The sequence below is a fragment of the uncultured Microscilla sp. genome (assembly GCF_947493425.1).
In the GTDB taxonomy this organism is placed as follows: Bacteria; Bacteroidota; Bacteroidia; order Cytophagales; family Microscillaceae; genus Microscilla.
Genome location: NZ_CANLRP010000148.1, coordinates 1 through 20,884, shown reverse-complemented (window position 1 = coordinate 20,884; position 20,884 = coordinate 1). Strand labels below are relative to the sequence as shown.

The 20,884-nt window shown below is 40.4% G+C and carries 11 protein-coding genes; 5 read left to right on the top strand and 6 right to left on the bottom strand.

From position 1 onward, the window contains the following. Positions 1-266 precede the first annotated feature (266 nt). Positions 267-1,157 (bottom strand): hypothetical protein, encoded by an 891-nt coding sequence (locus Q0954_RS26050; protein ID WP_299462031.1) that lies wholly within the window; start codon positions 1,155-1,157, stop codon positions 267-269. Positions 1,158-1,317: 160 nt separating this feature from the next. Between Q0954_RS26050 and Q0954_RS26045 the strand changes: the two genes are divergently transcribed. Next, a complete protein-coding gene (locus Q0954_RS26045) occupies positions 1,318-2,229 on the top strand; it encodes a DUF72 domain-containing protein (RefSeq protein WP_299462028.1) in 912 nt (303 codons plus the stop codon). 57 nt (positions 2,230-2,286) lie between these two features. Next, the gene (locus Q0954_RS26040) at positions 2,287-2,730 is read left to right on the top strand and encodes a thiol-disulfide oxidoreductase DCC family protein (protein ID WP_299462025.1); all 444 of its coding nucleotides are present in this window, start codon (positions 2,287-2,289) and stop codon (positions 2,728-2,730) included. Between the two features lie 300 nt (positions 2,731-3,030). On the opposite strand, the gene Q0954_RS26035 is transcribed toward Q0954_RS26040, so the two are convergent. The 4 genes from Q0954_RS26035 to Q0954_RS26020 all read right to left on the bottom strand — a co-directional run bounded on the left by Q0954_RS26035 (position 3,031) and on the right by Q0954_RS26020 (position 7,289). Continuing rightward, entirely contained in the window at positions 3,031-4,323 is a 1,293-nt protein-coding gene (locus Q0954_RS26035) for a hypothetical protein (protein WP_299462022.1), read from the bottom strand. A 45-nt stretch (positions 4,324-4,368) separates the two neighbouring features. Further along, on the bottom strand, positions 4,369-5,598 hold the full coding sequence (locus Q0954_RS26030) for a hypothetical protein (RefSeq protein ID WP_299462019.1): 1,230 nt from the start codon (positions 5,596-5,598) through the stop codon (positions 4,369-4,371). A gap of 166 nt (positions 5,599-5,764) precedes the next feature. Next, positions 5,765-6,682, bottom strand: a complete 918-nt coding sequence (locus tag Q0954_RS26025; RefSeq protein WP_299462016.1) for a hypothetical protein — start codon at positions 6,680-6,682, stop codon at positions 5,765-5,767. After that, the gene (locus tag Q0954_RS26020) at positions 6,672-7,289 is read right to left on the bottom strand and encodes a sigma-70 family RNA polymerase sigma factor (RefSeq protein WP_299462013.1); all 618 of its coding nucleotides are present in this window, start codon (positions 7,287-7,289) and stop codon (positions 6,672-6,674) included. Before Q0954_RS26020 ends, Q0954_RS26025 begins: the two co-directional genes overlap by 11 nt. Before the next feature lie 410 nt (positions 7,290-7,699). Between Q0954_RS26020 and Q0954_RS26015 the strand changes: the two genes are divergently transcribed. Both Q0954_RS26015 and Q0954_RS26010 read left to right on the top strand, forming a co-directional pair. Then, positions 7,700-9,997, top strand: coding sequence for a carotenoid oxygenase family protein (locus Q0954_RS26015; protein ID WP_299462010.1), 2,298 nt, complete (start codon positions 7,700-7,702; stop codon positions 9,995-9,997). 151 nt (positions 9,998-10,148) lie between these two features. Then, complete coding sequence (locus Q0954_RS26010; protein WP_299462008.1) at positions 10,149-15,383, top strand: AAA family ATPase; 5,235 nt, start codon at positions 10,149-10,151, stop codon at positions 15,381-15,383. A gap of 53 nt (positions 15,384-15,436) precedes the next feature. On the opposite strand, the gene Q0954_RS26005 is transcribed toward Q0954_RS26010, so the two are convergent. Continuing rightward, entirely contained in the window at positions 15,437-15,907 is a 471-nt protein-coding gene (locus Q0954_RS26005) for an Lrp/AsnC ligand binding domain-containing protein (RefSeq protein ID WP_002699730.1), read from the bottom strand. Positions 15,908-17,485: 1,578 nt separating this feature from the next. On the opposite strand from Q0954_RS26005, the gene Q0954_RS26000 reads away from it, so the two are divergent. Beyond that, positions 17,486-20,578, top strand: a complete 3,093-nt coding sequence (locus tag Q0954_RS26000) for a PD-(D/E)XK nuclease family protein (RefSeq protein ID WP_299462003.1) — start codon at positions 17,486-17,488, stop codon at positions 20,576-20,578. The last annotated feature ends 306 nt before the right edge of the window (positions 20,579-20,884 follow it).

The window sequence follows — 20,884 nt, the reverse complement described above, 5'->3', positions numbered from 1 at the left end:
GCAATTTACTACTAAAGAGGCGAGGATTAAATTAAAGAGGCTTTACCCTAAAATACAACGTTGACATAACACTAGTAGCTTAAACACTAAATACCTGACACATTATTTCGGCGATATTTGCCCCCTGACTTTACTCAGAAAACAACAAAGAAAAGTGATAGACTACCGTAAAAAATTCAATAATAAAAAAAGCAGGCTTTTGATAAAGTCTGCTTTTTTTATGGTTCTATCATTTACTGAACTCAACACAATGCATTATTTTAACTTTATTCTTCTCTAAAATCTTCGTCGTTTAGGTCTTCATCGTGCTCTGTCTCTTGTACATACTCATGATTTAGCAATTGGTCGTATTCTGCACGATTAATTATGAGGTTTTTGACAATATCAATTTCGTCTTTGCTTTCTTTGCCATCTTCATCCACTTCTACTGTCACTGCTTGTACTGTCAAAAACAAGGTGCTTTTCTCAAAGTCAGCACAACTCAGTAGCTTGACTATTGTATATTGAATATAGCGATCTTCTATCAATGGTAAATCTAAAATGGCCTGAAAATGCCCTTGCTCTATGCGAGATTTAAAGGCATGGGTATCCATAATGGGTGCCAAGGGTCCTACCACTTTTTCCTGGTCTGCCCATTGTTTGCACTCCTCGCAAAAAGGAGTATCGTTGGCTGAAGAGTTTACCATAAATAAGGCGACACCAATAATTATAGCAGCTTCGATGCCCCAAACTGCATACAAGGCTCCTCCGGTAGGTGTAGAGTCAAAAATGCTCCAGGCTCCCTCTGCGGCAATAAATTGTACCAGTTTAAACAGTATATCTGGCGAAATGAACAACCCAGTTTTGGCTCCCTGGGCTTTGAACCACACTGCCCAACAAGCGTATACACCAAATAAACCCAACACCAATGCTGAGGTCATAGTAAAGGTGGTGTTACGCGCTTTACCAAATTGCCCACATAAATTTACTGTAACCCCTATACCCAACCCAAAAATAGCGGTAAGTATAAAACTGATGTAAATAAACGGAATGTAAGCTATAGCATAGGCATAGATAAATGCCATGACCCAAGTAGCAGCTACCCCCAAAGTAAGCATCAGCACAGGAGCTAATGGAGGAATAATACCTGAGTTTTTGTAATAAGATGCAGTTTGCATAATATTTAGTTTAGGTTTTTGAAAAGTTTGATTTTAACAAATATAACAAAAACAAGATGCATTGATTGTGGTTTTAGAAGTAAATCTGGCAGCCAACCAAAAAACTTTTGAGACAAACGGACAGTTGTATAAATTTGCGCCACAAAAACCTGTTATAAATATGAAATTTGGTAAAGTAGAATCCGCAGATAATATCAATTTTGACCTCCCTCCTATTGCTACTGCTACCCGGCAATTGTTGCAAAAGCAAGCGCAAACCAGCTCCCCCAAAATATATATAGGTTGCCCTATCTGGGGTAATAAAAACTGGGTAGGCACCTTGTACCCTCGCAAAACACCTACAGGAGAGTATCTAAAACATTACGCCCAACAGTTTAATACTATAGAGCTTAACAGTACTCACTACTCTTTGCCAAACAGCGACACTATAGACAAATGGAAAACACAAGCCAGCCCTGGGTTTAAGTTTTGCCCAAAAGTACCTCAAGACATTAGCCATCAGTTGATGCCTGCAGGCAAAGCCAGCGATTTTACTCAAGCATTTGCCCAGGCAATGGAAGGCTTGGGCGATTATTTGGGTACTACTTTTATGCAATTATCTCCTTACTTTAGCCCTCGTGATGCGGTACGCCTGCAACATTACCTGGCAAGCTTCCCCCAACACATACCGCTGGCGGTGGAGTTTCGACATGCTGACTGGTTTAAGGCAGGTCATTTTGAAAATGCTGCACAATTGCTTGAACAGCATCAGGTAGCCACGGTAATCACCGATGTAGCAGGAAGGCGCGATGTACTGCATCAACGCCTCACTACTCCTACGCTGGTGCTTAGGTTTGTGGGCAACAACCTACACCCTACCGACTATACCCGAATAGATGCCTGGATAGCACGCATTCAGGAACTCATCAGCCTTGGTTTACAATCTGCCTATCTTTTTATTCACCAACCCGACGAAAACGAGGCCACCCCAGAGTTGATACTTTACCTTATCCGGGCACTGAACAAAACCTGTGGGCTTGGCCTGAAAGCTCCCCAAATATACCGTCCTCCGGTACAAGGCTCCTTATTTTAGAATAAAACTTTCAGAAAATACTGAAACTTTAAACATTTTCAAGACGTTATATAAACTATGAAAACACCCACAACACACACACCTACTCAAGTTCCTCAAACTACCCAACCTATTGTATTATTTGATGGAGTGTGCAATTTGTGTAATGATGCAGTACAAACCATTATCAAGAGGGATAAACAAGAAAAGTTTCTGTTTGCTTCGTTACAATCTGAGGTAGGGCAAGCATTACTGAAAAAGTTTAACCACCCGGTAAACGACCTTGATTCTTTTGTGATGGTAGAGGGCGATACACATTATATCAAATCTACCGCAGCACTTAGAGTGGCACGTGAGTTTGGCGGTGCCTGGCGTTTGTTGTATGGATTCATCATTATACCTCGTTTTATCAGAGATGCCGTGTATGACTTCATTGCTAAAAACCGGTACCGTTGGTACGGCAAAAAAGACCAATGCATGATGCCTACCCCTGAGCTTAAGGCAAGGTTTATAGGGGAATAAAAAAAGCCGAATAAACTATCCGGCTTTTTCTGAGAGATTTTAGGAATCTATTGCGTACTAAACACAGTTTTAAAAATCTTTGAGTCAAAATTAAATTGTTCTCTGGGCTGCCTCTATAACAGTGGACTAAAAGTAGTGAATGCCCTTTGCTAAATTGGTTATATGGTTTGTTTTCGTTCCAATATTTCCTGATAAGTAGACAACCTTCATACTTACAACCAGAGAAACTTCACTTGATAAAAAAGGTTACATGGTGCGTTTGTAAATAAATGACGCACCACTCCTTCTTTCATTACAAGGTTACCTAAATATTTTTTTTACATTGATCTTGCTTTCCGCACTTTTACCATTCAAGTCGCTCATTTTAACCGTAAGCACCATCAAACGAGGAATTTTTGCCGACTTACCGTCGTTATGGTAGTAATAATGACCACGCAGACGCACATTAAACATGAGCATTTCGTTAGCTGGCACATTACGCAAAGTTCTGCCATAATCTACCATGTGTTTCTTTAAGTCTTTTTCCAGCTTTGCATAAGCCTTTTCGGTCAATTGTTGGTGTTCAAGACGCGCCTTCTCACGCTTTTCTTTGCGTTGTTTGTCGCTCACTTTGGTGTTATCATCATCGTCACATTCGTTCACAATCACGGTACCACTTCCACTTGTCACGCTATAGCTGTGTCCGTGTCCTTTATTTCGTCTGGGCTTTCTTAACCTAAGGTCGTAAATCACCCCAAAACCTTTCAAATGAGCGTAACTGCTTCTACTACTTCTATAAAAACTCTTGCCATCGGTATTTCTACGCTCAAACAATTCATCTAATATCTTCTTAAACACTTCTAGTTGTAGCTTATTTGCAGGTGGTATATCAAGCGAAGATACCTTCATTTTCTTTTCGAGTGCTTTTCCCTGGTTGGCTTTCACATCTTTGTAAGTAACCTCTACCATCAACGAATTTTTCTCCTTGAGTTCAGGTTTTTGTCTAAACAAACGATTCATATTCAACACTCTGTCATAGGTTACCACAATCTTGTCATTGTCAGACAATTGGCTCAACAACGAACTATAGTCTCGTATAAATACCTTAATCAGGTCCAAAGCTTTAGCTCTACGCCCATTCAACACACTGTCAATACTTACCCCGCGCACTTGCTTTCGCTTTCTCACCCTGTTGCCTACCACTACTGGCGCCAGTGCTACCGCCTGTTTGTCTAACCAGTAAATTACCTCACCCGATTTATAATTATCAATATTGATCACCTTTACCCGGTCGCGCATCACTTGTTTTGTACCTTCGTCAGACAAGTACACCACCCCATCGCTTATATTATTAAAAAACACTTGTGGTATTCTAAACAGTACCCCATAGTTGGGAATATAAGTACCTCTGATGCTGCTTGTGCCGCGTATCATATGGTGACGATGGTCATCTAATGAAGTTTTAAACAAAGTAGACAACACTTTTTCGGTGATTTTGATATCACGGTTCATTCTTTCTTCGTCTATCTTTTGTGCCCAGGCAAACTGCATACTGGCAAGACCTGTCACAAAAGCCAATAAAAAAAGCTGGGTTATTTTATGAATATGTTTCATTTTGTTTTTGTATTTCTTTGTTAAATAATTCGGTTCTTCAATTCATTAATACTTTTGCAATACTACTTGACTTTGCGCATTTTCAGCGGTCATTCTCCCCGCTTTTACGTTTTGTAGTACGCCTGCTTTTACACTTACTTGTACACTATGTGGCACGCTAGGATCGTCTTTGGTATACCACATCTTGGGCAACGACACATGCAACACCAACCACTTGTTGGCAGCTATACCCTGTAGCACCTTGCCATACTCTACCAAGTATTGTTTTATTTCTTGCTCAAACCTTTGGTATGCCTTGCGGTAAGCTTGTTGCCGCTCTGCTTTTACTTGTGCATAATTGCCGCTCTTGCGTGCCCTTATGCTGTCTGAATCTATCACTTTGTTATCCTTAATTATTACATATTTCTCATCATGTGAGGCACTTATTCTTTGGTTCAACTGAAGGCTATAGAGCACGCCCATATCCCCTAATTGATGGTACCTTACGCGGTTGTACCCCTGAAAAGACTGAGAAACACTGCGTTTGAACAAGCCCTCTATAATGCCCGACATTACTTCTAATGACTGATTAGTTGTATTCAACCTGGTTTCTTTGCTAAAAGTCACCTTGCCTGGATTGTTGCTCCAGGTTTGTTTATCAATGGAGGCTACCAAAAAACGGGGCATCAACACATTGTATTTTTTGTTTCTGCTTTGGTAATAGCGTTTGTTATGATGATCGTATACCAACTCTATTTTTTCGCTGCCTGTCAGTAACGCCATTAAGCCACTGGCTTTTGCCAAAAACGACTTCATGGCCGCTTTTAGGTCGGCTTTGCGTTTTTTCACTACTTCATTTCTATCTACAAGTGTATACTTATAGTCAGGTTTGCTGCCCGAACGCATATAATGCACTACTCTGTCGTTGATATTGTATTTACTCTTGTCAAGGGCTACTCTTGTGTTACCTCTAAACTTGACATACAATTTTCCCGTTTTGCGGTTACGCCTCACCCGACGGCTACGCACCCCAAGCATTACTCTGGGTAACGTTATTACTACTCCATACCCCTTAATATAAGCCGCAGTGGTGTTGGTTTCTTGCCCAAGGTATACATACCCATGCATGTTCATTCTTTTAGGGCTGCGCAGCTTTTTTAACGATTGGGTCAGCTGCTTTTCGGCTTTCCTCAGTTGGGTAGCCATTGCCTGGTTTACTGGTGTCTGAGCATTTGCCCACAGGCATAGTTCTAGCAGCCCAGCTACCATTAGCCAGATTTTATATGGTTTTCTCATGTCATTATTAATTATATGGTTTGGGTATTGCTGACAGGGGCAAACTTTAAGCGATAAGCTTCAAGCCAAGCCCTGTTCTGTAGGTAACTACATATTTTATATCACGCTGACTTTTAGTAACTTATAAAAATCGTAATTAGAAGTCCCACCTTGTAGATTCAGCCAATCAACGTTTGTTCACATCATCGCCGTCTGACTTTCTGTTTACTTTTTCTATCACCTTTGCCAGCAATCGGTCACTTTGCAACTGTTTACTGTTGGTGTTATCGGCCAGGGTACGAATACTCAAGTGAATGTTTTTCAAGTCGCTTTCACGCTGGTCATCCACATAGCGGGCGTAGTCAGCGATGGCTCTGCCCACGTAATCTTTTTGATTTTTGTTAGACAATCTAATCAAATCGACCATTGTTTTGAGGTGATCTTTTTTTAAGTTGTCCAGCATCATTTGTACTTCGGTAATGCTAAATCTTTGGTTAGAAGCTAATACCTTTTTTTGTTTGGGTAACGCCTTCAATTGCTGATTTTGTCGTACAATTTTGTTTTCCAACCCGCCCAGTTTATCCGACAAACTATCGCCATAAGACGCCATATAAGCCGACAATAGTTTTTCTACCTCTTGGCGGTCAATGCCTTTGTTAATAATAGTAGGAGGCACTTTCTTGGGTTTTACTGTTGGTTGGGTAGCTTCTTTACCAAAGCTAATGGCGAGCCCTTCATTGCCCGATTTTATTTGCAGGTTGGTGAGTGCTCCCATCAAAAATACCAACACTATAGCTGCTGCCACCCCAATCAGGGTGCGGGCAAACCCCATCGTCATCAGTTTAGCTTTTGGGGTAGGTGTTTGCGCTATAGGCATGGCGGCAAAAGCATTATTTTCATCCATCAAAATCAACGGCTGCCCTGCGTCTTTATCGCTCAAGGAACCCATGATACTTTGGGTGCTTCGTAGTCCCTCCAGGTCTGCCTGAGCTTCAGGGTTTTCGGCAAGGTAAGCCTCCACCTTTTGTCGGTCTGCCCCCTTCAGTTCATCATAGAAGTAAGCCATCAGGGTGGCTTCGTCGGGTGTATAACTTTTATGATTCATAGTGTATAGTTTCTTTGTTAATGTTCCACTTGTTCAATACTTTTCTGAGCGCATTCAAACCATAATACATTCTTGATTTGGCGGTATTTTCTGAGATGTCTAATGCTTCGGCAATCTCTTTAAACTTAAGCCCCTCATACTCTTTCATAATCACTACTATGCGTTGTTCTTCGCTGAGTTCTTTAAGCGCCCGGTGCAACACCTGTTCAAGTTCAGTCTTTTGGTACTGTTGGTCAGGATTGGCAAAACGGTTGGTGTCTTTTTCGTATTTGCCCCAAGGTGGTGCCTCCTCCCCTGCCTTCTGCGATGACTTAAACAAAGATACTGTCCAACGGCGTTTGTTACGGCGTTCTTCTTCGTGGCAGTTGTTGCTGGCTATGCGATACAACCACGACCTAAAACGGGCGGGCTGTTCCAGTTTTTGCAGATTTTTGTACACCGCAATAAAAGTGCGTTGGGTAGCTTCCATTGCCAAATCGTGGTCATTAAAGTATTTATAAGCAAAATTATAAATGCGATTGTTCCACAGATTTACCAAATGGTTGAATGCCTTCCGATCTCCATTGCGTGCCTTATTCACCAACATTTCGTCATGCACCATTTGCATTATTTATCAAGGGGTTTAAGTGTGCTCAGTACTTTTACTATCTCTTTTTGTTATTGGTGAGATGTTGTGGGCTTCAAAAAAGTTTTAAAAGGAGGATTTTTTTTCTAAAAAAGTGTATTTAAAAAACCTCATCCGCAGTAATAAAGCAGTCATCACAAAGAAAAAATCAACTTAAGTATCTCGCTATAAGCGATTTACTATTCCCTTTTTTGTTTTTATAAACCAAGAGAAATGACAGGCTTGTTACAATCAAAAAGTTGCCGATCGGAAACTCACTTCAATAAAAAATACTTGTGCTGTGTTTCAACAAAATTAAATACTGCTCATCATAGATTTAACACATATTTATACTATTTTAGGAATGATTTCACCCACTAAACTATCAATCAATTTTTGCAATACATTACAATATGTCGGAACAAAACACAATCCCTACAAGACCACTAGTGTCCTCCACTCGCGAGACCCTCAACTTAACCCTGGAAGTAAAATCTGGTACATTACCCAATGATTTATGCGGCTATGTATACATCAATACTCCCAATGGTACTGTCAACTCTGCCCTGCCTTACCCCAAAACCCACCCTGATGGCAAACCCAACCAAGAGTACAGTTCTCCGCTTTTGGGTGGTGGTGGCTATATTTTTAAGTTTGACCTTACCCAACCAGGCACAATCACCCTAAAGGCAAAGCTGCTAAAGCCCCCTTCTTATTATGCAGACAAGGCTACCAAATATGGCACCACCGGACACACACTGCTTGGTTTTAAAAACTTGGGCATCGCCCGACTATCTTTTGTATTGGGGGCTGCCGAACAAATAGCCACCGCTGTAGTGCCCGTAAAATTTAAAAATGATCAAACTACACGTTTATTGGCTACCGCCGATCTGGGCAGGGCTTATGAGTTTAACCCCAAGCTACTAAATGTTACCCAACCCATTGGTCAATTGAGCGATTATGTGGCTGCCACTCCTGCCATTGTTCCGTGGATTTTTAAACTCATTCAAGGTACTGCTCACCCTACCTTTGACCCTGTCACGCAAGAGCTTTTCACAGTAAACTACACCAAGTCAGTAAAGACTTTGCTTCAGGCTTCAGGGTTATGGCCTTTGTTGCAAAGTGCTCCTGAAACAGTAGAGGGGCTATTGGAAGAATGCATAGATGAACTGGAGGAAAAAAACACTCACGGCAAAAGCAAACTTACCTTTGAAGATTTCGTAGAGCATCTGGAAAAAAAACTTAGCCAAAAACAAAGTAAGCTTCAGGAAGCTGCCCAGTCGGTCAAGAATGATGTAGAAGTAAACCAAAGCATATTTGATAAAATAAAAGCGTTTTTTATTCATCTCATCAATAAAATATTTGGCAAAGAGGCAAAGGCACTGGAAGAAAAAGTAGAAGATACCATTGAATCTATAGAATCAAGCACGTCTATAGAAGATGAGGTGTACCTACTTCGCTTTAGCGATACCAACACCCACGACCGATGGAAGGTGGTAGACGAAAATGGGGATAATATAAAAATTCTTCAATGCATGCACCAAACCAGTATTAGTAAGGACTATGTGCTCTTGATTGATGCAGCCTTTAAACTTTCGCTGGATGTGTTGATGAATAACCCCTTTCCTAACAACGAAAAGTTGAACAGGTTTTTGCGCCAAATCACTACCCAACCTCAACTTGCCAATACTCCTCTGTACATTATCAAGCGTGCCGACTTGGTTGCAGGCAATGAAACCGTTACAGCCAAAAGCTTGACCCTAAAACCTGAGTTTATCCATTTCACGGCAAACTATAGCAATGATAATCAACTGATTACGATCTATACAGCCTCCAATGCAGCGGCTTGTTTGGCCGAGTGGGTCAGGTGTTATGATGAACTCATGCCAGGCACACCTATTGAAGAAGGAACTGAGGGTATTTTATGTGTGGGGTCGATGGATGTAGGTAGGGTAGGAAAAATTGTCATTGATGCTGAAACTGCTACTATCAAAGAAGAAATAATGACCTATGAAACCGGCAACCCAGACAAAAACGGTGACACTGCGCCGCATACGTGGCTTTCGGGGTTTTATACATTCAGAGATTTTATTTCTGCCGAACAACCAGTCAACGAAATCAAAAATATTTACTGGCAATTTGGAGCCTTGGAAAAACGTCGGCTTACCAAGTTTATTTTTGACTTGTACAAAGATTACCCTAACCGCATAGTGCCTGCCGAAGACATAGAGAAATACAGCGAGCAAGGAGTACCTTTACAAATCGCTCGTTTGAATACGGACACAATGAAACTAGAAGATTATTATCAATATCCTGATAACTATACCTTAGGTGCTATTCAGTTTGTACCTAAAAAAACGGCTACTCCAGGAGTAGAGCCCAGCATGGACGGCTACTTGTTTACGACTATGATTAACGGCATAGAAGAAGAAGGCGATCCTATTAACTACCTGCGTGAGGTATGGATTTTCGACGCCAGCAATTTAGCCCAGGGGCCTACTTGCGTATTGACTCATCCGGATTTTGATTTTGGTTTTACACTACATTCTTTGTGGATAAATGACATAGGAGGGGATGATTTGGCAGACCATTTGAGCACTGATATAGTAGACGAATATCAGCGCTTGATAGATGGGGTGCCACCCCAACATAAGGCTGCTGTACAAGCTATTTTTGAGAAAGAAGTATTTCCAAACTTTACTTCAAAATAATGTGACGAGTCAAACAGACTTGTCTTATCTACTTCCCCATTACCTCACTTGCCAGGGCTTGCTTATGACTAAGTTTACCCAAACCCTGGTAAAATTAAGCGGTCTGTGGTGGAGCATCTACAAAACATAAATTATAACATGGTTAGGTACTATGAAGAATATAGCGAACTATCAGATTACCGACACGCTTTACAAAAGCGATAAAACGAGTGTGTTTTTGGCTTCTAATGAGGAAAACGATCAATTTGTGCTAAAAACTACCACCAACCCTTACCCTAGCCCCGAAGAACTCAAACGCTTTGAGCGAGAGTTTAAAATTAGCCAAGACCTGGAAATGCCAGGCATACCCAAAGCACTGTCTCTTATTCAGCAGGGTAACAGCTTGGCTATACTTCAAGAATATATTGCGGCACCTACGCTGGGTAATGTCATCAAAACACAAAAGCTCAGTGTAAGACAAGTGTTACAAATAGCCATTTATTTGGCCTCTACCCTTGAAAAAGTGCACAAAAAAAATGTGATTCACAAAGACCTGAATTGCAACAATATTTTGCTCAACCCTGAAACTTATCAACCTACTATTATTGATTTTGATATTGCTACCCAGCTTTCGACAGAAAAAACCGATATAGGCAATGTAAACAATTTACAGGGTACGCTTCCTTATATTTCGCCAGAGCAAACCGGCAGAATGAACCGTAGTATTGACTACCGAACCGACTTGTACTCGTTTGGCGTGGTGTTGTACGAAATGCTTACGGGCATTTTACCTTTTCAGGGCAAAGAACAAATGGAAATTATTCACGCCCATATTGCCCTCAAGCCCAAACCACCTTACCTTATCAACTCAGAAATCCCCCCGTTTTTGTCTGAAATTGTACTCAAGTTGCTTTCTAAAAATGCTGAAGATCGCTACCAATCTGCCAAAGGACTAAAAAGCGATTTATCAGACTGTCTGGAAAACCTGGATAACAACAATGCTCACCAACTTGTATTGGGCAAAGGCGATTACTCTGATAAATTTCAGATTTCGCAGAAATTATACGGCAGAGAACAAGAGCGTGAGAAACTATTGGCGGCTTTTGACAAAACATGTGAAGAGGGCAACGCACAACTTGTATTGATTAAGGGGTATTCGGGCATAGGTAAGTCGGTATTGATACAGGAAATACAAAAACCTATTACCCAAAAAAACGGGTATTATATCAAAGGGAAGTTTGAACAGTTTCAAAGAAATATACCTTACCTTGCTATTATTCAAGCTTTTGATGTATTGATAGATCATATACTTACTGAATCTCAACAAAAGCTCACAAAATGGAAAAACGACTTGTTGACAGCCCTAGAGGGCAATGGGCAGGTAATGGTAGATGTAATACCTAAATTAGAATTGATTATAGGCGAACAAGCCCCGGTAGAAAAACTGCCTCCTACTGAAACCCACAACAGGTTTAACTATACGTTCGAAAACTTTATCAAAGTATTTACTCAAAAGGAGCACCCCATTATGCTTGTCATTGATGACTTGCAGTGGGCAGATAATGCTAGTTTGCAATTGCTTGAGCTTTTTTTGAAAAATGCCCAAAACCAATATTTATTCATTGTAGGGTCTTACCGCGACAATGAAGTAGATCAAGCCCACCCTTTGACAGCTACCCTCAAAGAAATAAGCAAATATGCTGAAATACAAAGCATTGCGTTGTCGAACCTGCGTCTTGAACATATACAGTCTATTGTGGCTGATACGCTTAAAACCGACATCGAATCGACCGAAAGTTTAGCCCAACTCATTTTTAACAAAACAGAAGGGAACCCATTTTTTATCAATCAGTTTTTAACTAGCTTGTATCAGGATGGCTTATTGTTTTTTGACTATACACACTATCAATGGCAATGGGATGATGCCAAGATTAAGTCGCAAGACATGACTGATAATGTAGTGGAGCTATTGGTCAAAAAAATTGAAAAACTACCTGCCCAAACCATTGATTTACTGAAAGTTGCCGCTGCCTTTAACAACCAGTTTGACAAAGAAGCACTGTTGGCATTTTACCCGGAAAGCAGCCTGGAAGAAATAGAAACAGCTCTCAATGAAGCGCTCAAAGAACAATTGATTTTGAGCAATCAGAAAGGGTATAAGTTTCAACACGACCGCATTCAACAAGCCTCTTACTCTTTAATTGCCCCAGAAAATATAGCTCAAGTGCACCTCAATATTGGTCAAAAATTGCTGGACAATACCCCTGAAGAACTACTGGAACAAGAGGTTTTTAGTATTGTCAATCAATTAAATAAAGCACAATCACTCATTACTGCTCCTGCTTCTATTGACAAACTCAGACAGCTCAACTTTAAAGCTGCCCAAAAAGCCACGAGTGCTACCGCTTATAGTAGTGCCATCAACTACCTGAATACAGCATATAACTTGCTCCCTACAGCTCCCTGGAAAAACTTATATGACTTTACGTTTTTACTGCACAAAGAGCTTATCGAGGTAGAATACCTCAACGGGAACTTTGACAAAGTGGAGGAATACGCACAAAGCACCCTCCAAAACGCGTACACTTCGGTTGAAAAAGCCGATATTTACAATACACTGATCATACAAGCCACCCTACAGGCAAAGTACACAGAAGCTATAGAAACTGGGAAAAAAGCTCTAGAGTTGCTCAGCTTTGGTATACCAGCAGATACCGACCTGGAAGCAGCTATTGGTGCCGGGTTTGGGGCTGTAGCACAACATTTGGGAGAACGAAAGGTTTCAAGTATTGTGGATGCTCCGGATGCTGAAGTAGCTGAAGATATCCTGGTTGCTAAGATTTTGTCTAATATGGCTGCGCCCGCTTATTTGTTTAACCCTAATTTATGGACATTTATCATTGTGCAAGCTACAGCACTTGGGCTCGAAAAAGGCAATGTACCCGAACTCTCTACCATCTATAGCTCTTATGGAATTTTGTGTGGGGTAGTTTTTAGTGATTATACCACGGGTTATGAGTACGGAGAGCTTGCCTATAAACTAAGTGAAAAATACAATAATCTTCAGCAAAAATGTAACTCCTGTTTTGTGTTGGGCTCTTTTCTAATATACCCTGTAAAGCCTGCCCACCATATTATGCCTGTATTAAAAGAAGGGGAACAATTGGGTTTTCAATCGGGCGAACTGCAATTTGCCACTTACAATGCTATGATTACTCCTAACATAAGCTTTGTAAAAGGCGATGACATTCAAACATTTATAGCGCATAGTGAAACTAGTTTATACATTAGTCTAAAGTACCAAAACAGCTTTGCCACAGACATTATTTTGCCTATGTATGGTTTGGCAAACGCTTTGTCAGACGCAGTATACACGCCCCCCAATCACTTGCCCCATGAGTTTGATACCATACTGGAGCTGACCACTAAAAACCAAACTTTTGTAAGTACCTATATGAGTCACCTGTACAAAGCCATTGCTTATTTGGTGATGAATGACACAAACAACGCAATAAAGAGCACAAACGAGGCCTTAAACTGGCTCCCTTACAACGTGGGCAATGCTCAGTATATGTCTACCCAGTTTTATTACCCGCTTATTCAACTGCAACAGGTAAAACAAGCTCCGGATAAAAAAGAGGAGGTACTGAAGCAAATCAAAGATTTTATAGACAAGCTAAAGTTATTGAGTGAGCTTAACCCGGCAGATTTTAAAAATAAGTACCTGCTGATTAAAGCCGAAATAGCACAAATAGAAGGTGAACATCTGGAAGCTATGGACTACTATGAAGAGGCCATCAATAAAGGGCAGGCACAAGGTCTTACTTTTGAGAACGCCATTGCTGCACAGATGGCTGCTTTGTTTTACGAAAGTATCAACAAACACCGCATAGCCCAGGTATATTGGCAACAAAGCCATCAGGCTTATAATATATGGGGAGCAAGCAAAAAAGTAAGCCAGTTGGAGCAGATGTATCCCTTTTTGCTCCAAGGAAACACAGGCTATAAAGACGCTCAAACTATAGTAACTACTACAGGTAAATCGGGAAACATTGGCGAAAAGCTCAATTTTGATACTATTCTCAAAGCATCGCAAATGCTTTCGGAAGAGGTGGTACTATCGTCATTGTTAGAAAAAATGATGGCAACCCTCATAGAAAACTCAGGTGCTGAACGAGGCTTTTTGTTTTTGTACAATCAAGACCAACCTTATTTAGAGGCTGCCGTAGACGTAAGCACTCAAGCCATTACTACCCTACAGTCGATTCCGCTGGAACAAGTAAATGCTCAAGAAGTAATTTTGTCTGAAGAGATTGTAAACTATGTGGTGCGTACCAAGCAAACCCTGGTGCTAAACGATGCCAGCAATGAAGGACAGTTTACCCACTTACCATACATAAGTACCACCCGTACAAAATCACTCTTATGTACCCCTTTGCTCAAAACGGGGCATATTGTAGGTATTCTTTACCTTGAAAACAACCTAAGCACAGGCGCGTTTACCAGCCAACACCTGGAGGTACTCAATATCTTGTCTTCTCAAATGGCTATTTCCGTAGAAAATGCCCTCTTGTATGAAAACCTGGAAGATAAAGTAAAAGAAAGAACCAAACAGTTAAATATTGCCTATCAGCAAATCAAACAAAAAAATGATGACATTACAGCCAGTATCAATTATGGACAGCGAATACAAGCCGCTATTTTGCCCAATACCCAACGTATAAAAAGTATTTTGGGCGATTGTTTCATTTTATTTAAACCGCGTGATATTGTCTCTGGTGATTTTTATTGGTTCAATCAAAAAGACGATAAAGTAATTATTGCAGCTATAGACTGCACTGGGCACGGAGTACCAGGGGCGTTTATGTCTATGATAGGGCATGCCCTGTTAAGTGAGATTGTGTCGGTAAAAAACATAGTGACACCTTCGCAGGTATTGACCCAGCTGGATAAAGGGATTCAAGCATTACTTAAACAAGATAAAACCAAAAACCGTGATGGAATGGACCTTGCCTTATGTGTTTGGGATAAAACCAATAAAGTACTAACGTTTGCGGGTGCCAAAAACCCATTGGTATATATACAAAACAATACGATACACGCCATCAAAGGCAATAAATTCAGCATTGGTGGAGAGGTTAGAAAAACCGAGGTCACGTTTGAAGAGCATCGTATAAACATAGACGCTCCTACTTGCTGTTATATAGCGTCTGATGGATACCAGGATCAGTTTGGAGGGCAAGAGGATAAAAAATTTATGAGGAAACGCCTAAAAAACCTATTACTTGACATACACTCTAAAGATATGGATACCCAAAAAAACATCCTTGATCAGACCTTTCATGAATGGACAGGTGCTAAACATCAAACAGATGATGTATTGGTAATAGGTTTTAAAGTTGAGTAACACTCACCTTAGATTTTATTCAAAGCACCTAAAAACGTAAAAAACAAACCCTGTCAAGGAATGATCAACTGCTGAACCTCTTGCATAGACTCTTCAAGCGATATAAAGGTTTCGGTACGTTGAATGCCGGTGACTTTCTGTATTTTGTCGTGTAGTACCTCGCGTAAATGCTTGGTGTCCCGACAACGTATTTTCACAAAAACGCTATAGATCCCCGTGGTGTAGTGCATCTCTACTACTTCGGGGATTTTTTGCAACTGTTTGGCTGCATCTTCATACAAGGAGCTCTTGTCAAGATAAATTCCTAAAAAAGCTGTAATATCCCACCCTAGCTTGGCATAGTCAATCATCAATTGTGAACCCTTGATAATTCCCATCTCCCGCATTTTGCGCATGCGCACATGCACTGTAGCATCTGACACAAATACCTTTTTGGCTATTTCGGTAAACGCCATTGTAGCATCTTGAGTAAGCAAAGCCAATATCTGCCGATCTACATTATCGATTTCTAAATTTTTAGCCATTATTTTTATTAATATTAAGATATTCTACATAAATAATTTATAAAATTAAGAATAACGTAAAAATAAATCAATTTTATTAAGACATTTGGAATATAAAATCTTTTTCCCCTATCTTTGTAATGTCAATAAAGATAAATGACAGACCAAAAACTTGACATACTTACAACTTACACCCAAGTAGAAATATGGTGTTAAAAATCATCCCCCTGATTTGTCGGGAATGACGCGAATAAGGCAATAAAGTCAAGACCTATATGATACAAATTATGTGTAAAGAAATGTTGAAAAGTTGTAAGTATCAAAGTTTTTGGGAGAAGTAAAACACACTGTAAGGTGATGAAATTGGCAGACATGCCCTCCCGTCTCGGGGGTGAAGACAAAGGGATAAATTCCAGCAGGGACTAACCGCTTCGTGGAGGTTCGAACCCTCCCCTTACAGCTTTTTCAATAGCTTCAATTAGTAAGCTTCAAGCGACAAGTTTGACCCAAAAGAGGGGCAATAACAAACACACTGTAAGGTGATGAAATTGGCAGACATGCCCTCCCGTCTCGGGGGTGGAGAAACGAGTACTTTTCAACTTTTGTGGTAGGCAAAACATGAATAGTATTCTGAAGGGATAAATTCCAGCAGGGACTAACCGCTCCGTGGAGGTTCGAACCCTCCCCTTACAGCTTTTTCAATAGCTTCAAGTAGTAAGCTTCAAGCGACAAGTTTGACCCAAAAGAGGGGCAATAACAAATACACTGTAAGGTGATGAAATTGGCAGACATGCCCTCCCGTCTCGGGGGTGGAGAAATGAGTACTCTTCAATTTTTGTATCAGGCAAAATATGAAAGGTATTCTGAAGGGATAAATTCCAACAGGGACTAACCGCTCCGTGGAGGTTCGAACCCTCCCCTTACAGCTTTTTTGATTATATATATGTGAGCTATCCTACAATCAGTTACTTGCTTATGCTCCTACTAGGGACACAAATATTTATATAATACACACTGTAAGGTGATGAAATTGGCAGACATGCCCTCCCGTCTCGGGGGTGAAGACAAAGGGATAAATTCCAGCAGGGACTAACCGCTTCGTGGAGGTTCGAACCCTCCCCTTACAGCTTCATAAGTAGTCTATTGAAGAGTCCATTATCTGCATAATGCTTATTTTTAACAGACATGCCTGACCCATCAGAACGGGGTTGGGCATTTTTTGTTAACTGCCCACAAAAAATACGTAAATCAAAGATACCTTAAAAAGCACCCTCCTGCCAAGTACACAACAATTAGCTGAGGGGGTGGTATGCTTGTGAAAAAGTTTTACTAAATTTACTTTTTAGTAAACCTACAAAAATGACCTGATCCATTTGGATTACTTTATTTTTGTAGGTTTACTTAGGAATTGTTCAAAAATAAATTTACACTCTGAGGGGTGATTTTTCGCCTTGATACTTCGTTATTTTTATTGCCCGTAGCGCTGCTATGGGCGCAAAAAATAGCCTCGTCTCAAAACAAAACCTCTACCTCAAGAATGGTAATTTAATTTCTCACCATTCCTTAGGAACGACACCAATATAAAAAGTAAAAATAAATATGCAGGCTTTTCTACATCAATGCATTACTCAGCTGATTGATCACCACGGTACTGAGGGGCTAAAAGGGCTTTGTGTGGTAATGCCTACCCGTAGAAGTTGCCATGTATTGCGTCACTTTATGGTTGCCCAAGAAGTCGACGCAGAAGATTTTCCTACCATTCTAACCATAGACGATTTTGTAACTGAAACTACCAAAACCGATACATCGAGCGCCATTGTGTTGTTGCTGGAGTTGTACGATGTTTTCCGCAAAATAGATCCTGAAATTAAGCTGGAAAAATTTACTAGTTGGGGGTATGTACTACTAAAAGACTTTGAACAAATTGACCGCAATCTGGTAGATGCAAAAAAATTGTTTAGCAACCTAAGCGACATTAAAAACATTGAACGCTGGAACTTGGGCGAACAACAGGTAACTACCAAAATATCGCGTTATTTTAAACTATGGGAAAACCTGCAGGAGACTTATACGCGCTTTCAGGAAAGGCTTACTTTGAATGGACAGGCATACATGGGCATGCTTTACCGCAGGCTTGCCAATGAGGTAGACGAGTTGCTTATAAAACCTGACAAATACGATCAATTTGTGTTTATAGGGTTCAATGCTTTGACAAAGTCTGAAGAAAGTATTTTTAAACAATTGGTAAAAAAAGGCAAAGCGGAGGTATTTTGGGATACTGATAATTATTATATGCGCGAGGACATTGAAAATAAGGCGGGAATGTTTCTCAAGCAATATAAAAAAAACTGGGCGGGTAATGCCTGGAGCTTTCAGGGAAACCACCTGCAGGAAACTAAAAAAGAGGTACAAGTAATAAGTGTAGCCAATGCCAGTTTGCAAGGCAGGGCTACCAATCAGCTGTTAGAAAACTGGGCAATTAACCCGCTCAAGGCCAATAAAAACGGGCAAGGAACAAGTGGGGGCGATACAGCTATTGTGTTGTCGGACGAAAATGTATTGGTACCATTGATTCATTCATTGAGTAAAGAATACGCCGGAATGAATATTACAATGGGGCTTGCTTTACGCAATTCGGCTTTGTTTAATCTGGTAGATGCATTGTTTGAGCAAAACCAAACCAAAATAAGGGTGGTGCTTGAACAGGAAGAAGAAAAAGAAGGGGCAGAAAAAGACCAAAATGCAACTGATGACCCAAAACCCGAAAAAGTATCTAAGTTTAGCTACCGGAGTATTATTAAGTTGTTAAATCACCCCTTTATCCGGCAGTTTGAGCGAAAAATTGAAGCAGAAATTACTACCGAAGGCGAAACCCGCCCTGGCTTTATTCAGGAGGTGGTGCGTTTTATTAATAAAAATAACCAGATTTTTTTGTCACAAGCAGCATTGCTCGACTTTACAGAAACACCTTTGTTTAAAGAAGATAAAACCGACGATGAGCTTGCCCGCATTCACCAACAAGCCCCTGCTTTTCGTCAGCTATTCGAGATTTTATTTAGCAGTTGGAAAAATGCCCTTGATGCCATTGCTTGTTTTGAGCAATTGATGGAACTTCTCAACTTTGAAACCAACCAGTTTGAGATTAAGTATGCCGAACAGTTTCGAGAGATATTGAATGATTTAAAGTTTTTTATTCGTACTCGTCGCGGCTTTATTAGTATTCATACTTTCAAAATTTTTCTTTACCAGGCATTCCGCGAAGCTAAGGTAGCTTTCGACAGCGAAAAATCTACCAGCTTGCAAGTATTGAGTCTGGTAGAAACCCGTAACATTGATTTTGACAACGTAATTTTGTTATCGGTCAATGAAACAATCTTGCCCAAAGGCAAAAAAAGTAATTCTTTCATTCCCTTTGATATTTCGCAAAGCTATGGGCTACCTACTTATGTAGACCAGGAGGCTATGTTGAGCTATCATTTTTACCGTTTGCTACAGCGCGCAAAAAAAGTAGCCATCTTACACGTGTCGCCTTCTGACACCTATGGAGGTTATGAAAAAAGTCGTTTATTGCTGCAGCTTCAACATGACTTGTCGCAGTACAACCCAGAGATAAAAGTAAAAAATCAAGTGGGGCGCTTTCGCAAATCTGACGAATACGAAGAGCAAGGGCTGGTTATTCAGAAAAACACCCAGGTAATGGACAAACTGATGCAAAAGTTCAAAGAAGGTTTATCGCCATGGCATATCAATGCATTCATTAGTTGTTCACTTAAGTATTACTTTAACCAAATTGCCGAAATAGGCAACTCAATTGTAGTAGAAGAAAGTCTGGGAGCAGATAAGTTTGGAAGCATTGTACACGAAATACTGGAAGACATTTACCGGGAACTGTCGGCAAAACACAAAGAAATAGAAGCCCCACATATAGAAGCCGAACTGCCCGAAGTGCAAAACCGGGTCAATGAAAAGTTTTTGCAAGAAGAGTACGCCAACTACCTGCAAACTGGAGAGAACTTCATCACTAAAAAGCTTGCCACCAACTTTGTGACTAACTTTCTGAAGAATCAGGCAAAAGAAGCTAAAGAAAATGGAGCGCCGTTTGAAATTTTGAGCCTGGAAAACAAAAATCGTTGGACTGACCCTCAAGAGGCTTTTAGCCCGGTGTTGTCTGCCCAGTTTGAGGCGGAGGTAAATGGGCAAGCAACAGAGGTAAAGATCAAAGGGATTACTGACCGTATAGACAAAATTGGCGAAAAGGTACGTATTATTGACTATAAAACCGGATTGGTAGAAAAGAAGGATGTAAAGTTAAGCAATGATGATCTGGAGCGTTTGGTATCGGACACCAAAGCCGACAAGGTAAGGCAACTTTGGTTGTATAAATATATTTTGTCTAAGCTAATTATAGAAAAGGGAGAATATTACATTGGCGAACACAAGCTTACCGAAAAGGAACCTATCAGTGCAGGTATTTATAGTTTGCGTAACCTCAAAGAAGGGCTGCTAGAGCTCAAAAGTAGTGTAAAAGACCAGGAGTTATTTTCTGAAACCCTACACGAGTATGTGCACAAGTCAGAAATGTATTTGCAAGAAATTATTCATAATATGGCAGACGAAACCCAACCTATAGAACGTACCCCAGATATTAACACTTGCGTGTATTGTGCCTACAAGGGCATTTGTGGCAGATAAATCCCACAATACTCACAAACCACGCTGAAAGCAATGACCGAAAACTAACGCACATAACTGTCTGGTTTTAACATAGAAAACGGCATTATCGATCCAGGTGTCTTTCCTTGACTTTGCTAAACGTAATTTTGAATATTAGATTATTTCAGGATAACTATGTACCAAGACAAAATTAAACACACCTAATATGCAAGTATAACTATCATATTATGAGAGAGTTACCTTTACTTGTGCGTGCCTAATATAGGTTGACCATTCAAAGTCAACAAACAATGTCATTAAAGAAAAATAAAACTAAAAAAAGTC